The 15,977-nt window shown below is 63.5% G+C and carries 12 protein-coding genes and 1 pseudogene; 6 read left to right on the top strand and 7 right to left on the bottom strand.

Annotated elements, in window-relative coordinates; translation table 11 throughout:
• Nucleotides 1-64: 64 nt before the first annotated feature.
• Entirely contained in the window at nt 65-544 is a 480-nt protein-coding gene (locus NLY44_RS11910) for a hypothetical protein (protein ID WP_023746901.1), read from the bottom strand.
• Between the two features lie 20 nt (nt 545-564).
• Nucleotides 565-1,974, bottom strand: a complete 1,410-nt coding sequence (locus NLY44_RS11915; RefSeq protein WP_023805531.1) for an FAD-binding oxidoreductase — start codon at nt 1,972-1,974, stop codon at nt 565-567.
• A 134-nt stretch (nt 1,975-2,108) separates the two neighbouring features.
• Between NLY44_RS11915 and NLY44_RS11920 the strand changes: the two genes are divergently transcribed.
• From NLY44_RS11920 to NLY44_RS11935, 4 genes are all read left to right on the top strand, one after another.
• A complete protein-coding gene (locus tag NLY44_RS11920; RefSeq protein ID WP_023827840.1) occupies nt 2,109-2,561 on the top strand; it encodes a thioesterase family protein in 453 nt (150 codons plus the stop codon).
• 146 nt (nt 2,562-2,707) lie between these two features.
• Nucleotides 2,708-2,905, top strand: a complete 198-nt coding sequence (locus NLY44_RS11925; protein WP_013531006.1) for a hypothetical protein — start codon at nt 2,708-2,710, stop codon at nt 2,903-2,905.
• A gap of 258 nt (nt 2,906-3,163) precedes the next feature.
• Nucleotides 3,164-4,312, top strand: coding sequence for a histidine kinase dimerization/phosphoacceptor domain -containing protein (locus NLY44_RS11930; RefSeq protein ID WP_023667428.1), 1,149 nt, complete (start codon nt 3,164-3,166; stop codon nt 4,310-4,312).
• Nucleotides 4,309-4,758, top strand: a complete 450-nt coding sequence (locus NLY44_RS11935) for a response regulator (protein WP_023668313.1) — start codon at nt 4,309-4,311, stop codon at nt 4,756-4,758. Before NLY44_RS11930 ends, NLY44_RS11935 begins: the two co-directional genes overlap by 4 nt.
• 3 nt (nt 4,759-4,761) lie before the next feature.
• On the opposite strand, the gene NLY44_RS11940 is transcribed toward NLY44_RS11935, so the two are convergent.
• Entirely contained in the window at nt 4,762-5,667 is a 906-nt protein-coding gene (locus NLY44_RS11940) for a dienelactone hydrolase family protein (protein WP_023805533.1), read from the bottom strand.
• A 655-nt stretch (nt 5,668-6,322) separates the two neighbouring features.
• Nucleotides 6,323-8,662, bottom strand: coding sequence for a glucose/quinate/shikimate family membrane-bound PQQ-dependent dehydrogenase (locus NLY44_RS11945; protein ID WP_198028981.1), 2,340 nt, complete (start codon nt 8,660-8,662; stop codon nt 6,323-6,325).
• Nucleotides 8,663-8,905: 243 nt separating this feature from the next.
• Between NLY44_RS11945 and NLY44_RS11950 the strand changes: the two genes are divergently transcribed.
• Nucleotides 8,906-9,742, top strand: coding sequence for a DUF2059 domain-containing protein (locus NLY44_RS11950; protein WP_023805536.1), 837 nt, complete (start codon nt 8,906-8,908; stop codon nt 9,740-9,742).
• A gap of 80 nt (nt 9,743-9,822) precedes the next feature.
• A pseudogene (locus NLY44_RS11955) lies at nt 9,823-12,607 on the top strand (ATP-dependent helicase).
• A 318-nt stretch (nt 12,608-12,925) separates the two neighbouring features.
• Here the strand turns inward: NLY44_RS11955 and NLY44_RS11960 are convergent.
• The 3 genes from NLY44_RS11960 to NLY44_RS11970 form a co-directional block, all read right to left on the bottom strand.
• Nucleotides 12,926-13,966 carry an ABC transporter permease gene (locus NLY44_RS11960; protein ID WP_023805537.1) on the bottom strand — a complete coding sequence of 347 codons (1,041 nt, stop codon included), beginning with the start codon at nt 13,964-13,966 and terminating at the stop codon, nt 12,926-12,928.
• Nucleotides 13,963-14,760, bottom strand: a complete 798-nt coding sequence (locus tag NLY44_RS11965; RefSeq protein WP_023805538.1) for an ATP-binding cassette domain-containing protein — start codon at nt 14,758-14,760, stop codon at nt 13,963-13,965. Before NLY44_RS11965 ends, NLY44_RS11960 begins: the two co-directional genes overlap by 4 nt.
• Before the next feature lie 179 nt (nt 14,761-14,939).
• Nucleotides 14,940-15,953, bottom strand: coding sequence for a substrate-binding domain-containing protein (locus NLY44_RS11970; RefSeq protein ID WP_023682113.1), 1,014 nt, complete (start codon nt 15,951-15,953; stop codon nt 14,940-14,942).
• Nucleotides 15,954-15,977: the final 24 nt, after the last annotated feature.

Here is a 15,977-nt window from a genome sequence, read left to right on the forward strand (position 1 = left end):
TCTGTATCTGGACGAGCAGAGATTTCGGACGCCTGTGACTGCGTGCCGGCCGACATGCAACAGACTAACCCGCCACCGCCCGTCGGCGATATTCGTTCAGCAGCACTACCATCTCCTCGGGCGACAATGTCCAGCCCTGCGGTAATGCGGCTTCGGCGCCGAGGCTTTTGGTCACGCTGCCCATGACGGAGCTTTTCTTGACCCCCGGTGCGAAATTGTACCCGATCATATTGCCGATTCTGCGCCGGCGATGGACGACGAAGAAGCTTTCGATATCCTTCCAGGGGACCAGCTTGGGCGATCGAACAAGGCCTCCGCCGAGACTGAAACCTTGTCCGTTCAGCACCAGAATCTGCGGCCGCACAAGCTGCCAGGCAAACACCAACGCGACCAGCCCGAAAAAGGCCACGCACCACCAAAGGCCGGCGGTGTCGCCGTCCTCGGAGACATAAATCAGGAAAGCGCAGGCCAGGACAAAGAAGAGGCTGGCCGACAGCAGTAACAGTGTCTTGCCAAGCGATGCCCTTATAATCAGGGTATCCATTGCCGCTCCTCACATTTCGGCTATGCAGGTAATATCTTGCCCGGGTTCATGATGTCTTGCGGGTCGAGCGCTTTTTTTATGGAGCGCATGATGTCGACACCATGGCCGAGCTCATGGCGCAGGAAGCCGATCTTGCCCTGGCCGATGCCGTGTTCGCCGGTGCAGGTGCCGTCCATGGCGATCGCCCGCATGTTCAGCCGCGCCACGAATTTCTCCGCCAGCGCGATCTCTTTGGGGTCGTTGACGTCCATCAGCACCAGCACATGGAAATTGCCGTCGCCGGCATGGCCGACGATCGGCGCAACCAGGCCCATCTCGGCAATGTCGGCCTCGGTTTCGGCAACGCATTCGGCCAGCCGCGAGATCGGCACGCAGACATCGGTCGACAGGCCCTTGGTGCCCGGCCGCAGCGTCAGCGACGCCCAATAAGCATCGTGCCTGGCTTTCCAGAGTTTCGTGCGCTCCTCGGCGACGCTCGTCCACAGGAATGGCCCGCCGCCATTGTCTTCAGCAATGGCACCGAAGGTCTCGGCCTGTTCGGCGACGCCGGCATCGCTGCCGTGGAACTCGACGAACAGGCACGGGCTCTCGGGATAATCGAGCCTCGAGTAATTCTTCATCGCCCGCATCTGCAGTCCATTGACCAGTTCGATGCGCGCCACCGGAATGCCCATCTGGATGGTCGCGATGACCGCGTTGCAGGCCGCCTCGAGGTTTGGAAACGGGCAGACGCCGCCGGAGATCGCCTGCGGAATGCCTTGCAGCTTCAAGGTCAGCGAGGTGATGATGCCGAGCGTGCCTTCCGAGCCGACCAGAAGCCGCGTCAGATCGTAGCCGGCCGAACTCTTTTTCGCCCGCTTGCCGGTCGTCACCGTCTCGCCATCGGCCATGACGGCCGTCAGCGACAGCACGTTTTCACGCATCGTGCCGTAGCGCACCGCATTGGTGCCGGAGGCCCGCGTTGCCGCCATGCCGCCGAGCGAAGCATTGGCGCCGGGATCGATGGGGAAGAACAGGCCGGTATCGCGCAGGTGCCGATTCAAATCCTCGCGCGTTACGCCAGGCTCGACCGTGCAGTCGAGATCCTCGGGGTTGACCGACAGGATGCGGTTCATGCGCGAGGTGTCGACCGAGATGCCGCCACCCGGCGCGTTGGTGTGGCCCTCCAGCGAGGAACCGACGCCGAAGGCGATGACCGGCACGCGGTGCGCGGCGCAGGCACGTACGATCTCCTGCACCTCTTCTGTCGTCTCCGGGAACGCGACACCGTCAGGCGCCTGTGTCGGAATATAGGTGGTGGTATGCGCATGCTGCGAGCGGATCGCCGCGCCTGTCTGGAAGCGTTCGCCGAGCTGCTGCTTGAGAATGCCGAGCACGGCGGCGATGCCTTCCTCGTTGCGTTCGACCGGATTGAGGTCGCTCAGAGCCATGAATTCCTCCGCGAATGAACCAGCGTCCACGCTTGTTATGCGATTATGGATGCGTAGTCTCGACTGCCGCGCTCTGTCCAGCACCAGAACAAGGAACTTTCCATGCCTGTTCCCGCCCCTTCGTTTCCAAACAGATGGACATCGAGAAGGACTGGATCGACTACAACGGCCATCTCAACATGGCCTATTACAACGTGTTGTTCGACCGCTGCTCGGATGAGGCGTTCGAGGCGATGGGCATGGGGCTGGACTATGTCAAAGAGCGGCGCCTGACCATCTACACGGCCGAAGTCCATGTTTGCTATGTCCAGGAACTGCACCTCGAACACAAGGTCGTCGTATCCTTCCAGCTGATCGATCACGACGACAAGCGGCTGCGGGCCTACCAGGAAATCCGCCATGTCGATGGCTGGCTCGCCGCCACTTCCGAAACCCTGTCGCTGCATGTCGACATGTCCGGGCCGAAAGTCGCGCCCTTCCCCGCCGACGTGCAGGCCAAGGTGGAAGCGATGCGCGCCGCCCACTCTGCACTGCCGATGCCCGAACGCGCCGGCCGTTCGATCGGTATTCGCCGCAGGACCGCTTGAAGCGCTGCTGCGCCCGCGTTAACCTTACCAAGGTTTTAACGTGAACAAGCCATTTGAGCCATTGAACGACTCAGCGGACCGTTTGAGAACGGTGCCATGCGAGTTGCGATGCGGGCGGCGGGCAACAGGCGGTTCGAGGAACGTGCATGAAAACCGACATCAAGGTCGAGGTGGACAGGCTGGCTGCCGATCCGCGCATCACCGACTATGATTTCTGGCGCTCGTTGAAGAACGTCAACAACGAGATCTTCCACATCGCCAACAACAACGAGCCAATCCCCTTCGACATGATCCGCTGGCGCGCCATCCTGAAGCAGGCGCGCATGAAGCGTGGCCACGCCTGACGTTTCCCCTGCTCTGAGAAGCCGACACTGGCGAGCGCCGCCACGGACAATTGCGACCTGATCATTTCTATAGGTCGGCGCCACCCCTGCTTTCAGCGAATCGGCTACATCCGACAACCTTCAAACCCATTTATTTCAATCCGTTGTGGAACCGGCGATTCGGTTCCGCAAATGGCTGCCCGCGACAAGAAGATCAAGATTGAACCAATTCCACGTCTAAGCCGTTGTGACCCCTGAAAAACGGCTTGGAGTGAAAGCATGGACTGGAAAAGGACCAGGGAACCGGCCGACGCATGGCACATGACGGACAATCTGCATGCCGAGCACGGCAAGGGCGATCCGTTCGCGGCCGCCATCCGCGCCACCCGCATGTCGATGGTCATCACCGATCCCCGTCAGGCGGACAATCCGATCGTCTTTGCCAATGACGCGTTCCTGCGCCTGACCGGCTACGAGCGCGACGAGGTCATGGGCAAGAACTGCCGCTTCCTGCAGGGGCCAGAGACAGACAAGGCAGCTGTGGCTAGCGTGCGCGACGCGATAGCAGCGGGAACCGATATCGCCATCGATCTGTTGAACTACCGCAAGGACGGCTCGACGTTCTGGAATGCGCTCTACATCAGCCCGGTTTCCAACGACAAAGGCGAACTCCTGTTCTTCTTTGCCTCACAGCTCGACGTCTCCGATCGCAAGCGCTCCGAGGATCGCATCACCGCCGACAAGAACCGTTTTGAAAAGGCTGTCAAGGAACGCACACGCGAGCTTGAGGCCGCCCTTGAGGCGCAGACCACGCTGCTGCACGAGGTCGACCATCGGGTGAAAAACAACCTGCAGATGATCTCCTCGCTGATCATCATGCAAAGCCGGGCAATCAAGGATGAAGCGACAAAGCGATCGCTGACCACCATGCTGGAGCGCATCGAGGCGCTGAGCACGGTGCATCGCCGTCTCTACCAGTCAAAGGATGTCAGCCGCTTCGATGTCTCGGATTTCGCCAGGGATCTGGTCACCGACCTGCTGACCGCATCCGGACGCGCCGAGATCAAGCCGACGCTGGACCTCGAACCCATCGTCATTCCGGCCGAAAAAGCCACGCCTGTTGCCTTGATGGTCAATGAGCTTGTCACCAACGCGCTGAAGCACGCCTTCAAGGCAAAGCCGGACGGCACCACCGCGGGGCGCATCGGCATCAAGATGAGCCAGCCCGACGGCCACTTCAACATCGAGGTTTCCGATGACGGCGTCGGCATGGCCGAGGCCAGTGGCGATGCTTCCTTCGGCATGCGGCTGATCAAGTCGCTTGCCCGGCAGTTGCATGCCGACATCGAATGGCGCGACGCCGGCCCGGGCACAAAGGTCGTCATCTCGATGCCGAACGAACCGCAGCAGAAAGGGAAGCTGTCATGAACGAACCGCTCAAGGTCCTGATCGTCGAGGACGAGGCGTTGCTGGCGATGGAACTGGAAAGCCTCGTCGAGGAAGCCGGCCACAGCGTTGTGGGTTGGGCGACATCCTTGGCCGAAGCAAGAGGTATGATTGATACCGCCGATGCCGATATTGCCTTTGTCGATATCCACCTCGCCGACGGACCAACCGGGGTCGAGGTTGCCGAGCATATCCGCGAGGGTAACCGTTCCATGGTGGTGTTCATGACCGCCAATCCAAAACGCATCCCCGACCATTTCGCCGGCGCGATCGGCGTCATCGCCAAGCCCTACACGATGAACGGACTGGTGTCGGCGTTGCGCTATCTGCAGGAGGGCGTGCGGCGCCCGCCCCCGGTCTCGGTGCTGCCGGCCGGTTTTACGCTGTCGCCGGCCTATGAAAGCGTATGGGCGTCGTCGGCGGCCTGAAGCCTACGCCAGCTTCTCCTTGAGGAAAGCGATCGTCCGTCCCCAGGCGAGATCGGCTGCCTTCTTGTCGTAGCGCGCGGCCGAGGTGTCGTTGTTGAAGGCATGGTTGACGCCGTCATAGACATAGAGCGTGTATTCGACATGGGCGGCGTCGAGCGCTTTCTTGTAGGCATCGATGCCGGCGTCGATGCGCTCGTCGAGCCCGGCATAGTGCAGCAACAGCGCCGCCTTGATCTTCGCCACATCCTCGGCCTTCGGCTGCATGCCGTAATAGGCGACGCCGACGGCGAGATCGGGCGCGTTGACCGCCAGATTGTTGACCGTGCCGCCGCCCCAGCAGAAGCCGACAGCACCGACCTTGCCGTTGCCGTCCTTCTCGCCCTTGAGATAGGCGATGGTCGCCAGGCCATCGGCGGTGACCTGGCTGGCGTCGAGCTTGGTGAACATGTCGCGCGCCTTGTCTTCGTCAGCGGGCGTGCCGCCGAGCGGCGACAGGAAATCCGGCGCCAGCGCCACGAACCCTTCCAGCGCAACGCGCCGCGCAACATCCTTGATATGCGGGTTGAGCCCCCTGTTCTCATGCACCACGATGACGGTGCCGAGCTTGCCGGACTGGTCCGCCGACCTGACCAGATAGCCCTTCATCTCACCGCTGCTGCCGGAATAGGTGATATCTTCAGCCTTCACGCGCGGATCGTTGTCGGCGACGATTGCCGCCTGCGCCGAATTCGCCGCAAGCAGCGGCGCGATCGCGGCCGCCGCCGCGCCCGATCCGGCAAGCCTGGTCAGCTGTTCCATGAAGCGGCGGCGGTCGAGCGTCAGATGCGTGTATTCGTCATAGGCATCGATCATCGCCTGGGTGATGGCAGGTTTGGCAGGTTTGACGGCTTCGGCGGTGGGTTTCGTCATGGCGTGCTCCTCGTTAGGAGATGATCTCACGGTCACTCCGGGATGACCTCATGGTCACTCCGGGATGACCTCGCGGTCACTCCGGGATGACTCGCGGATCAAGATAGGGTGCAAGCTCGCACGGTCCAGTCTCGGATGGGTGACGCTTGCGCCATCGAACGATGCGGCGGCCCCGCGGAACGCGCCCATCACATTTTGGTCATTTCAGAGAATGTCGATGGTGCCGCCACAATATGGAAGGAAGCTGATGATGGTCTCGCCCGTAGCGGCGAGCCCGACGAGAAGGAACAACGCCATGACCTTGTCTACTCCGATCCTTGCAAGCGCGCTCGTGCTTGCTGTTGCTGCCTTGCTGGCAATGCGCTCCGCTGCTGCCGCAGCCGCCGCTCGGATGGTGAAGGTCCGCGTCGACCGGCGTCGGCCGTCACCACGCTGATCTAGCAGGCCGAAACAGGGCCGCAGCTAACCAATGAAGTACTGGGCTCCGTGCCCAGTCTCAAAGGCCATCTCTTACGCAAGCTGACCAAGGCTGCTGCTGCCCCTCATCGCCCTGCCGGGCACTTCTCCCCGTATAGATGCCGGCAGGCAGATGAGGGGCGGCGCGACATTGCCAGAATATCTGCCGGGCCGATCACTTACCTAAGTCACATCGCTGCTACTTCGGCAGCGTATAGGCCATCACATAGTCGCCGGGCTTGGTGCCGACCGAGCCGTGGCCGCCGGCGACGATGACCACGAACTGGCGGCCGTCGGCGACGGTGTAGGTCATCGGCGTCGACTGCCCACCGGCCGGCAGCCTGGCCTGCCAGAGCTGCTTGCCCGATGTCAGGTCATAGGCGCGCAGATAGTCGTCGACCGCCGCGCCCAGGAAGACGACACCGCCGGCGGTGATCATCGGCCCGCCAATGCCGGGAACACCGACCTTCAGCGGCAAGGGCAACGGCGTCATGTCATAGACGGTGCCGTTGCGGTGCTTGTAGGCGATCTTGCCGGTTCTGAGGTCCGCTCCCGCCACATAGCCCCATGGCGGCGCCTGGCAGGGCACGCCGAGCGGCGACAGGAACGGCCCCATCACCACCGCATAGGGTGCGCCCTCATTGCGGTTCAGCCCCTGCTCGCTGCCGCGCCCCTCATCCGGCGGCGGCACCTGGTCGCGCGGAATGAGCTGCGATTTGAACGCCAGATAGGTCGGCATGCCGAACATCACCTGCCGCACCGGATCGACGGCGACGCCGCCCCAGTTGAATGTGCCGAAATTACCGGGATAGACCAGCGACCCCTGCACCGATGGCGGGGTGTAGCGGCCCTCGTAGCGCAGGCCCTGGAATTCGATCCGGCAGGCCAGCTGGTCGAACATGGTGATGCCCCACATGTCGGCGCCGGTCAGCGGCCTCGGATTGAAGGAGAGATCCGAGACCGGCTGCGTCGGCGACGTGTGATCGCCCTCGACAGCGCCGCCCGGCGCCGGCACTTCCTTGATCGGGATGATCGGCTCGCCGCTGCGCCGGTCGAGCACGTAGAGGTCGCCCTGCTTGGTCGGTCCAACCAGGCCCGGAACGACGCCGGCAGCGGTGGTGATGTCGACCAGGGTCGGCTGTGCCGGCACATCCATGTCCCAGAGGTCGTGATGCACGGTCTGCCGCACCCAGCGCACTTGTCCGGTGGCCAGATCGAGCGCGGTGATCGAGGAGGAAAACTTCTCGACATTGGCGCTGCGGCCCATCCCGAGCTGGTCCGGCGTCTGGTTGCCGAGCGGCACATAGAGCAGGCCGAGCTTCTCGTCGGCGCTTGCCGTCGACCACATGTTGGGCGAGTTGTGGGTGTAGGTCTGGCCTGCCGCCAGCGGCGTTGTCTGGTCCGGATTGCCGGAATCCCAGTTCCACACCAGGGCGCCGGTGTCGACGTCGAAGGCCCGGATGACGCCGGACGGCTCTTGCGTCGAATAATTGTCGTTGACCGCGCCGCCGATGATGATCTTGCCGCCCGCAATCAGCGGCGCCGAGGTCGAGTAATAATAGCCCGACTTCGGATACGGCATGTTGGTCAACAAATTGAGCGTGCCGGCTTCGGCGAAGGACGGGCAGACCTGGCCGTTGGCGGCGTCGAGCGCGATCAGCCGCGCATCCGAGGTCGGCAGATAGACGCGCGTCGCGCAAGGCTGGCCGGCGGCGATCTTGGCATCGGCATAATAGGACACGCCGCGGCAGGTCTGGTGCTGGCGGTCCTTGTCGAGCTTGATCTTGGGATCGAAACGCCATTTCTCCTTGCCGGTGGCGGCATCGATGGCGATGGCGAAATTGTGCGGCGTGCAGATATAGAGCGCATCGCCCACCTTCAGCGGCGTCACCTGGTAGGTGGTTTCGCCGACATCGTCCGGCCCTTTCACGTCGCCGGTCTGGTAGATCCAGGCCGGCTGCAATTTGGCGACATTGTCGGGCGTGATCTGGTCGAGCGGCGAATAGCGCTGGCCAAATTGCGTACGGCCGTAGAAATGCCATTCGCCCGGAGGCACATTGCCGCCGAGATCGGCAGTCGGCGTCACCTTGTCGGCGCTGAGGTCGCCGGCGATGTCCTTGGGATCGGCCGTCATCGAATAACCGGCGACGGCGAGCGATGCGAGCACGGCCAGAATGAGCGGCGCGCGCGCGTCGGGGCCGATCAGGCCCCGCCTTGCCCAAGGCGTCAGCAGCCACAGCGCCAGAAGCACGATGATGCCGCCGCGCGGTCCGAGTTCCCACCAGTCGAAGCCGATTTCCCACACCGCCCAGGCCAGCGTGCCGAGCACGATCGCCGCGTAGAGCCAGAGCGCCGTCGATTTGCGCCGGAAGAGCAGCCATGCGGCGATCAGGAAGGCGAGACCGGTGATGACATAGTACCAGCTGCCGCCCAGCATCGCGAGCCAGACGCCGCCGCCGCCAAGTGCGAGGCCGATGAGGAACAGGATGAGGGAGGTGATGACGACAGCCAAGACGATACTCCTTCGACTGATGCGCATTCCGCGACGCGGCCATGGGCAAAGGTATGCCAATCCTGCCCCCGGCGGTACAACCTTCTCCCGCCCGCCGTGCCTGTCAAGCCGCCGGGGAGCGATCCATGGCGAAACCAAAAGGCCATTGCCGCAGGCTCTCTTGCGTAACAGGGCGTTTTTCGAGGCCACACGCCAAGGTGGCAATCCCGCCTTGCCGGCATCCGGGTTTTCCAGCAGTCTGCTTTCGACCAATCATCAGGAGCAACCAGAGTGACGTCATTCACCTCGCCTCTGACGCGCGTAGTCCTTGTCCTCTGTAGCTTCGTCGCGCTCACGGCCGGCACAGTGGCCGCGCCGGCACAGACGCTTAGCGAGATCAATAAGGCAAACGGCTTTCACGAGATGCTGATGGGCATCGGTCCCGGCATCGCCGCAGCCACGAAATCCATACCCGAACCGTTACCGGCAAATTTCCAGGACGCCTTGTCGGTCGCGCTGGAAGGCGCCTTCGACGCAGTCAAAATGGAGACTGCCATCGAATCGCGGATGGCGGACAGGCTGTCGGCCACCGATCTGTCCGACCTCGCAGCGTTTTACGCTTCCCCGTTGGGCAAGCACGTCACCGCTTTGGAAATCCAGTCGTCTGGCCCGGAAGGCAGGCAAAGCAAGAAGACAGAGGGCAAGCAAATCCTCGCCGAGCTTCCGACCAAGGATCCAGCCCGGCTCGAATTGTACCGCAAGATCATCGACGATATCAGCGCTGTCGACACCGGCGAGGCGATAGCGCTGAACATGAGCTACGCGATGGTTACGGGGATGCTGGGCGCAGCCGGAAAGCCTCTGTCGGACGAACAGATCATGGCGCTGGTACGTCAGCAATCCGTGAAAATTCGCCAGAACATCGAACAGAATGCCATGCAGGGTAGCGCTTATACGTACCGGGATCTCCCGCTCGGCGATCTCAGACTGTACTCGACATTCCTGGCGTCACCCGCGGGCAGCCGCTATTACGACCAGATGCTGACGGCCTTTGGCATGGTTATGACAGAGGAAGCGCGCTCGTTCGGACATCGATTGTTCGTCGCGCTCGGTTACCGAAAGGCCTGAGCCGCGGTATCGGGCACTTTAGCAGAACAAAACGTAGACACTTCTGGTCTTTCGCTCCCGAATCACTACATTCGGGGGAGATGTCCGGCTTTGCGGAAGACATGCCCTTTTTCGACGAACCCAATGCGCGGCCCGCGGCCCCGTCGGGCATAGCCGCGCGCGCCATGGCGGCCCGCAGCGGACCCAACAGCGCACCCGATTATCTCAACGGCCTCAACCCCGAGCAGCGGCTGGCGGTGGAAACCACCGAAGGCCCGGTCCTGGTGCTGGCCGGCGCCGGCACCGGCAAGACCCGCGTGCTGACCACCCGCATCGCCCATATCCTGGCCACCGGCAGGGCTTTCCCCTCGCAGATCCTGGCAGTGACCTTCACCAACAAGGCCGCGCGCGAGATGAAGCAGCGCATCGGCCATCTCGTCGGCGAAGCCGTCGAGGGCATGCCGTGGCTCGGCACCTTCCACTCCATCGGCGTCAAGCTCTTGCGCCGCCACGCCGAGCTGGCCGGGCTCAAATCCGATTTCACCATCCTCGACACCGACGACGTCGTACGGCTGATCAAGCAGCTGATCCAGGCCGAAGGCCTCGACGACAAGCGCTGGCCGGCCAAGCAGTTCGCGCAGATGGTCGACGGCTGGAAGAACAAGGGCCAAGGCCCCGCCGACATTGCCGAGGGCGACGCCCGCAGCTTCGCCAACGGCAAGGGCCGGGAACTCTACAAGGCCTATCAGGAGCGGCTGAAAACCCTGAACGCCTGCGACTTCGGCGATCTGCTCTGCCACCCTATCCGCATCTTCCGCGCCAATCCGGACGTGCTGAAGGACTACCACAAGCGCTTCAAATACATCCTCGTCGACGAGTACCAGGACACCAACACCGCGCAATACATGTGGCTGCGGCTCCTGGCGCAAAGACCTACCTCCCCCTCGATGGGGGAGGTCGCGCCGCGTAGCGGCGCGGGTGGGGTGGCAGCGCCGGCGCCAGTCACCCCTCCCCGCCGCTTCGCGGCGACCCTCCCCATCCAGGGGAGGGTAAAGCGCGCTCGGCCGAAGGCCGCAAGCCCGACCAGGCGTCCGAGCCGTTGCGAGGCGACTCCCGCGACGCCGAAGGCGCGCAAAAAAGAGGGGGCGGAGGGCCTGTGCCGGCAGGCGCGGAACGGCCCGTGAGCGAAAACAAAGTCAACATCTGCTGCGTCGGCGACGACGATCAATCGATCTATGGCTGGCGTGGCGCCGAGGTCGACAACATCCTGCGCTTCGACAAGGATTTTCCCGGCGCCACCATCATCCGGCTGGAGCGCAACTATCGCTCGACCGCGCACATCCTCGGCACCGCCTCGCACCTCATCGCCCACAATGAGGGTCGCTTCGGCAAGACGCTGTTCACCGAGAAGGTCGCCGAGGACGACGAGAAGGTGCATGTCCACGCCGCGTGGGATTCCGAAGAGGAAGCGCGCGCCGTCGGCGAAACCATCGAGACCTACCAGCGTGCCAAGCACAAGCTGAACGACATGGCGATCCTGGTCCGCGCCTCCTTCCAGATGCGCGAATTCGAAGACCGCTTCGTCACGCTCGGCCTCAACTACCGCGTCATCGGCGGCCCGCGCTTCTACGAGCGCATGGAAATCCGCGATGCACTGGCCTTTTTCCGCGTCGTCGCCCAAGGCGCCGACGACCTCGCCTTCGAGCGCATTGTCAATGTCCCAAGCGCGGCCTGGGTGAAGCCACCATCCGGCAGATCCACGACACGGCGCGGAGCTTGCGCATCCCGATGCTGGAGGCCGCGGCCAAGCTCGCGGAAAGCGATGAGCTGAAGCCCAAGCCGCGCGCGGCCTTGCGCGAAGTGGCGGCCAATTTCGAGCGCTGGCAGAAGGCGCTGGAAACCACGCCACACACCGAGCTCGCCGAGACCATTCTGGAGGAGAGCGGCTACACCGACATGTGGAAGAACGACCGTTCGGTCGAGGCGCCGGGCCGGCTGGAAAACCTGAAAGAGCTGATCCGCTCGATGGAGGAGTATGAATCGCTGCGCTCCTTCCTCGAGCATGTCGCGCTGGTCATGGACGCCGAGCAGAACGCCGAGCTTGACGCCGTCAACATCATGACGCTGCATTCGGCCAAGGGCCTCGAATTCGAGACCGTGTTCCTCCCCGGCTGGGAGGAAGGCCTGTTTCCGCACCAGCGCGCGCTGGACGAAGGCGGCCGCTCCGGCCTGGAGGAAGAGCGCCGTCTCGCCTATGTCGGCCTGACCCGGGCCAAGAAGAACCTGCATCTGTGGTTCGTCTCCAACCGCCGCATCCACGGCCTGTGGCAATCGACCATCCCGTCGCGCTTTCTGGACGAACTGCCGGAAGCCCATGTCGAGGTCGCCGAAAGCGGCAACTCCTATGGCGGCTACGGCAATTCCTATGGCGGCGGTTCTTTTGCGTCGGGCCGTGGCGGCCAGGGCGCAGGACGGCAGAACCCTTACGGCGCCTCGCGCTTCGACAATGTCGGTGCGGAAAAATCCGGCGCCTTTTCCAACACCTATGCGACGCCGGGCTGGCAGCGCGCGCAGGCCAACCGCACCGAGGCGACCGACCGCAACTGGGGCTCGCGCTCCGGCCACCAGGTCGAGCGCATCGGCTATGGCGAGACCGACTCCGGCTACGGCGCCGGCCGTACCTCGGTCAAAGGCCGCACCATCGACGGCGAACTGGTCGCCAAATCCGTCGCCGACACGCCGTCGCCCTTCAGCGTCGGCGACCGCGTCTTCCACCAGAAATTCGGCAACGGCAACATCTCCAACATCGAAGGCAACAAGCTGACCATCGACTTCGACAAAGCCGGCCAGAAACGCGTGCTGGACGGGTTTGTGGCGGCGGTGTGAGCGCCCGCTTGTCCTGTTGTCCTACAAGCGACCACATTGTTGTAGTCTGGCGGAGCCCTCCCCGCCTCGTCATCCACGGGCGGAGCAAGGAGCGTAGCGACGCAGCGTAGACCCGAGGATCCATCCCGCGTCTTCAACGCGTTGCCACGGTGCGGAATCCTGCGCAGCTGCACTCCAAGGTCGCGGAATGGATTCCAGGGTCTACGCGACGGAGCTTCGCTCCTGCTCCGCCCTAGAATGACGAAGCGACGGGCGTCTGCCCAGTCGTCGGGGCATGCGGTCCGCAACATGAGCGTCCCCGTCAATTTAGCCCGCCCCTCACCTGTACCGCGCCTGGTTCCACTTGTGCCCCAGCAGCGACAGGATGATGATCAGCCCGTTGAAGAACTGGACGTAGAAGCCGCTCAGGCCCGCCGCCACGACGCCGGTCTGGATGAACGACACGGTGACCGCGCCGATCGCTCCACCGGCAACCGTACCGATGCCGCCCCAGGTCGGCGTGCCGCCGACGAACACCGAAGCCAGCACCGGCAAGAGATAGCCGTCGCCCGCGGTCGGCCACCAGGTGAAGTTGATCATCACCGAAAACGTGCCGGCGATCGCGGCCCCGATGCCGGTGAAGATGAACACTTTCACCCGCACACGCTTGACGTCGATGCCCATTTGCTGGGCGCTGTCGGGGTTGTCGCCGACCACCCTCACCTGCGCGCCGAAGCGGTGCCGGTTGTAGAGCATTGCCGACAAAATGACGAAGGCGAGTGCCCAGAAGACCTGTACCGGAAAACCCCACACCTGACCGGAGAAGATGGTGTACGCCCAGCTGTCGCTGAGACCGGTCAATGCCGTCGATCTGCCCTCGTTGATGATCTGGATCAGTCCCCGCAGCAGGAAATTCATGCCGAGCGTGGCGATCAGCGACGACAGCCAGCCATAAACGACCAGGGATCCGACGAGAAAGCCGAGCAGCGTGCCGGTGAGAATCGCCGCTGCGATGCCGAGAAACGGATCGTAGCCGGCCTGCACCACCAGCGCGAACACCCAGGAGGCAAAGCCCATGGTTGCGGGAAACGACAGGTCGATCTCGCCGCAGGTGACGACGAAGACCAGCGGCACCACCACGAACAGGGCAACCGGCAGCGTGGTCAGCACGGATCTGTAGAGATACCAGGTGGTGAACACGGTCGGGTTGGCGATCAGGAACGCCGCCATCATGATGATGAACACGGCGAGCGTGCCGAGCGCTGCGCGGTTGTCGATGACGAAACCGCGCAGCCAATGGTCGGACGGGTGCTTCCACTCAGGCCGGGCTGCCTTGCCGCCGAGCGGGCTCTGCAGATCGGGTTCCATGGTCTTGCTCATCGTGCTGCCCTCTCCGCGTCGCCGGCCTCGTGCAGCCCCGGCAATCCTCCGGGATGCGCAACGTCTTCCATGAAATTGATCAGCTCTTCGGCCGACTTGACCTCGGTGCGATCGGCGGTCAGCGCCACCTTGCCGCGGTCAATCACCACGAAGCGGTCGGCGATGTCGAAGACATGGTGGATGTTGTGGCCGATGAACAGGATCGAACGGCCGCTCGCCCGCACCTGGCGCACGAAATGGAAGACCTTGGCGGTCTCGGTCAGCGACAGCGCCGTCGTCGGCTCGTCGAGGATGATCAGCTCGGCCTGCTTGTAGATGGCGCGCGCGATCGCCACGCCCTGGCGCTCGCCGCCCGAGAGCTGGCCGACGATCGAGTGCGGCGTGAACACCTTCGAGGTGAAGCCGATCTCGCGCATCAGCCGGCTCGCCTCCTCTATCTCTTTATTGACCTTCAGAAAGCCCATGAAGCTGGTGAGTTCGCGGCCCATGAAGATGTTGCGCACAATGGTCTGCTGCACGGCCAGCGCCCGATCCTGGAAGACCGTCTCGATGCCGGCGTCGCGCGAGCGTGCCGCACTCCAGCCGGTCACCGGCTTGCCGCGCACCAGGATCTCGCCGCTGGTCGGCTTGACGACGCCGGACAGGATCTTGATCAGCGTCGATTTGCCGGCGCCATTGTCGCCGATCAGGCCAACCACCTCGCCGCGGTCGACCGAGAGATTGACCCCGCCCAGCGCATAGACCTGGCCATAGGATTTGCTGATGTCGCGCAGTTCGATGATGCGTTCGGCCATGGCGATCCTCGGTTGGGCAATTCCAGGAAAAGTGTACGCGGTTTTCGTCCGGAATTGCGTAAGAACAAAGAGATAGAGCGGTTCGCCCTTTCCTTGAAACGGTCAAATGCTCTCGCTTGCCGGCATTCTCGCCAGCGGTCCTGCCGGCCGGGCTTGGGCCCAGCCGGCAGCTTGGGAGGTCAGCGCAGCGCCTGCTTGGCGAGCTCGGCGACGATCTCGTAATTCTGCGGCGTGACGAAGCCGGCGCCAGTGTCGACATTCATCGGCGCCAGGCCCAGCACCACCTGCTGGCAAAGGCTGAGGATCGGCAGATAGCCTTGCAGAAACGGCTGCTGATCGGCCGTCAGTTGCACCCAGCCGCCCTTGAACGCCTCGACGATCTGCGGGCTGGTGTCGAAGCCGAAATTGAAGATGTCGCCCGGCTTGCGCCCCGCCGCCTGCATGTAGGTGGCGACGTTGCCCAGCATCTGGCCGCCGGGATAGCCGACCGCCTTGACGTCGGGATTGTTGAGCAGGGCCGCGGTGATCACCGGTATCGCCAGATTGGGGTCGGACGCCCATTCGCCGCTCGGCGGCGACGACAGCTGGATGACCTCGACGCCGGCTTCCTTGAGTGCTGCCACCGTGCCGCGCTCGCGCGCGCCGCGGGCCTCGTTCTCGAACGGGCCGATCATGATCGCCTTGTCGCCGGACTTGAGATTGCCGAGCTTGAACGCTTCGACGCCGAGCGCGCGGCCCTGCTGCTCCTGCTGGGCGCCGACATAGCCGCCGCCGAACGCAGCCACCACCGTCGGCACCGGCACGTTCTGGTACATCATCTTGATGCCGTCCTTGTGCGCCTGTTCGGCCAGCGGCATGATCGCGGCGTCGCCGGGATGGCCCATCATGGCAATGCCGTTGGGCTTCACGGCGACGGCCTCGCGCAATTGCTGAACCATCTTCTCGACGTCCCACTGCGAGAAGATGTAGTCGACCTTGGGTCCGAGATCGGACGCCGCCTGCTTGGCGCCATTGTAGACGATGGTGCCGAAAGCGTCGCCCTCGGCGCCGCCGACGAAAAAGCGGATGTGGACATCCTTGCACCACTGGGCGTCGAGCGCCTGCGCCGGCAGAGTGGAGATGGCAGCGCACAGCGCCGTGGCGGCGGCCACGACGGTCGAGCGCAGAAGTGTCGTTCTCATTGCGATGCTCATGCACGTTCCTCCCTTTTGTCCTCG

The organism is Mesorhizobium sp. C089B (genome assembly GCF_030323125.1).
Classification (GTDB): domain Bacteria; phylum Pseudomonadota; class Alphaproteobacteria; order Rhizobiales; family Rhizobiaceae; genus Mesorhizobium.

Excerpts from the sequence above, each read along its gene's own strand:
- NLY44_RS11935 (WP_023668313.1), top strand. The coding sequence starts at position 4,309 with ATGAACGAACCGCTCAAGGTCCTGATCGTCGAGGACGAGGCGTTGCTG.
- NLY44_RS11925 (WP_013531006.1), top strand. The coding sequence starts at position 2,708 with ATGAAAACCGACATCAAGGTCGAGGTGGACAGGCTGGCTGCCGATCCG.
- NLY44_RS11940 (WP_023805533.1), bottom strand. The coding sequence starts at position 5,667 with ATGACGAAACCCACCGCCGAAGCCGTCAAACCTGCCAAACCTGCCATC.
- NLY44_RS11970 (WP_023682113.1), bottom strand. The coding sequence starts at position 15,953 with ATGAGCATCGCAATGAGAACGACACTTCTGCGCTCGACCGTCGTGGCC.
- NLY44_RS11915 (WP_023805531.1), bottom strand. The coding sequence starts at position 1,974 with ATGGCTCTGAGCGACCTCAATCCGGTCGAACGCAACGAGGAAGGCATC.
- NLY44_RS11945 (WP_198028981.1), bottom strand. The coding sequence starts at position 8,662 with ATGCGCATCAGTCGAAGGAGTATCGTCTTGGCTGTCGTCATCACCTCC.
- NLY44_RS11920 (WP_023827840.1), top strand. The coding sequence starts at position 2,109 with ATGGACATCGAGAAGGACTGGATCGACTACAACGGCCATCTCAACATG.
- NLY44_RS11960 (WP_023805537.1), bottom strand. The coding sequence starts at position 13,966 with ATGAGCAAGACCATGGAACCCGATCTGCAGAGCCCGCTCGGCGGCAAG.
- NLY44_RS11965 (WP_023805538.1), bottom strand. The coding sequence starts at position 14,760 with ATGGCCGAACGCATCATCGAACTGCGCGACATCAGCAAATCCTATGGC.
- NLY44_RS11910 (WP_023746901.1), bottom strand. The coding sequence starts at position 544 with ATGGATACCCTGATTATAAGGGCATCGCTTGGCAAGACACTGTTACTG.
- NLY44_RS11930 (WP_023667428.1), top strand. The coding sequence starts at position 3,164 with ATGGACTGGAAAAGGACCAGGGAACCGGCCGACGCATGGCACATGACG.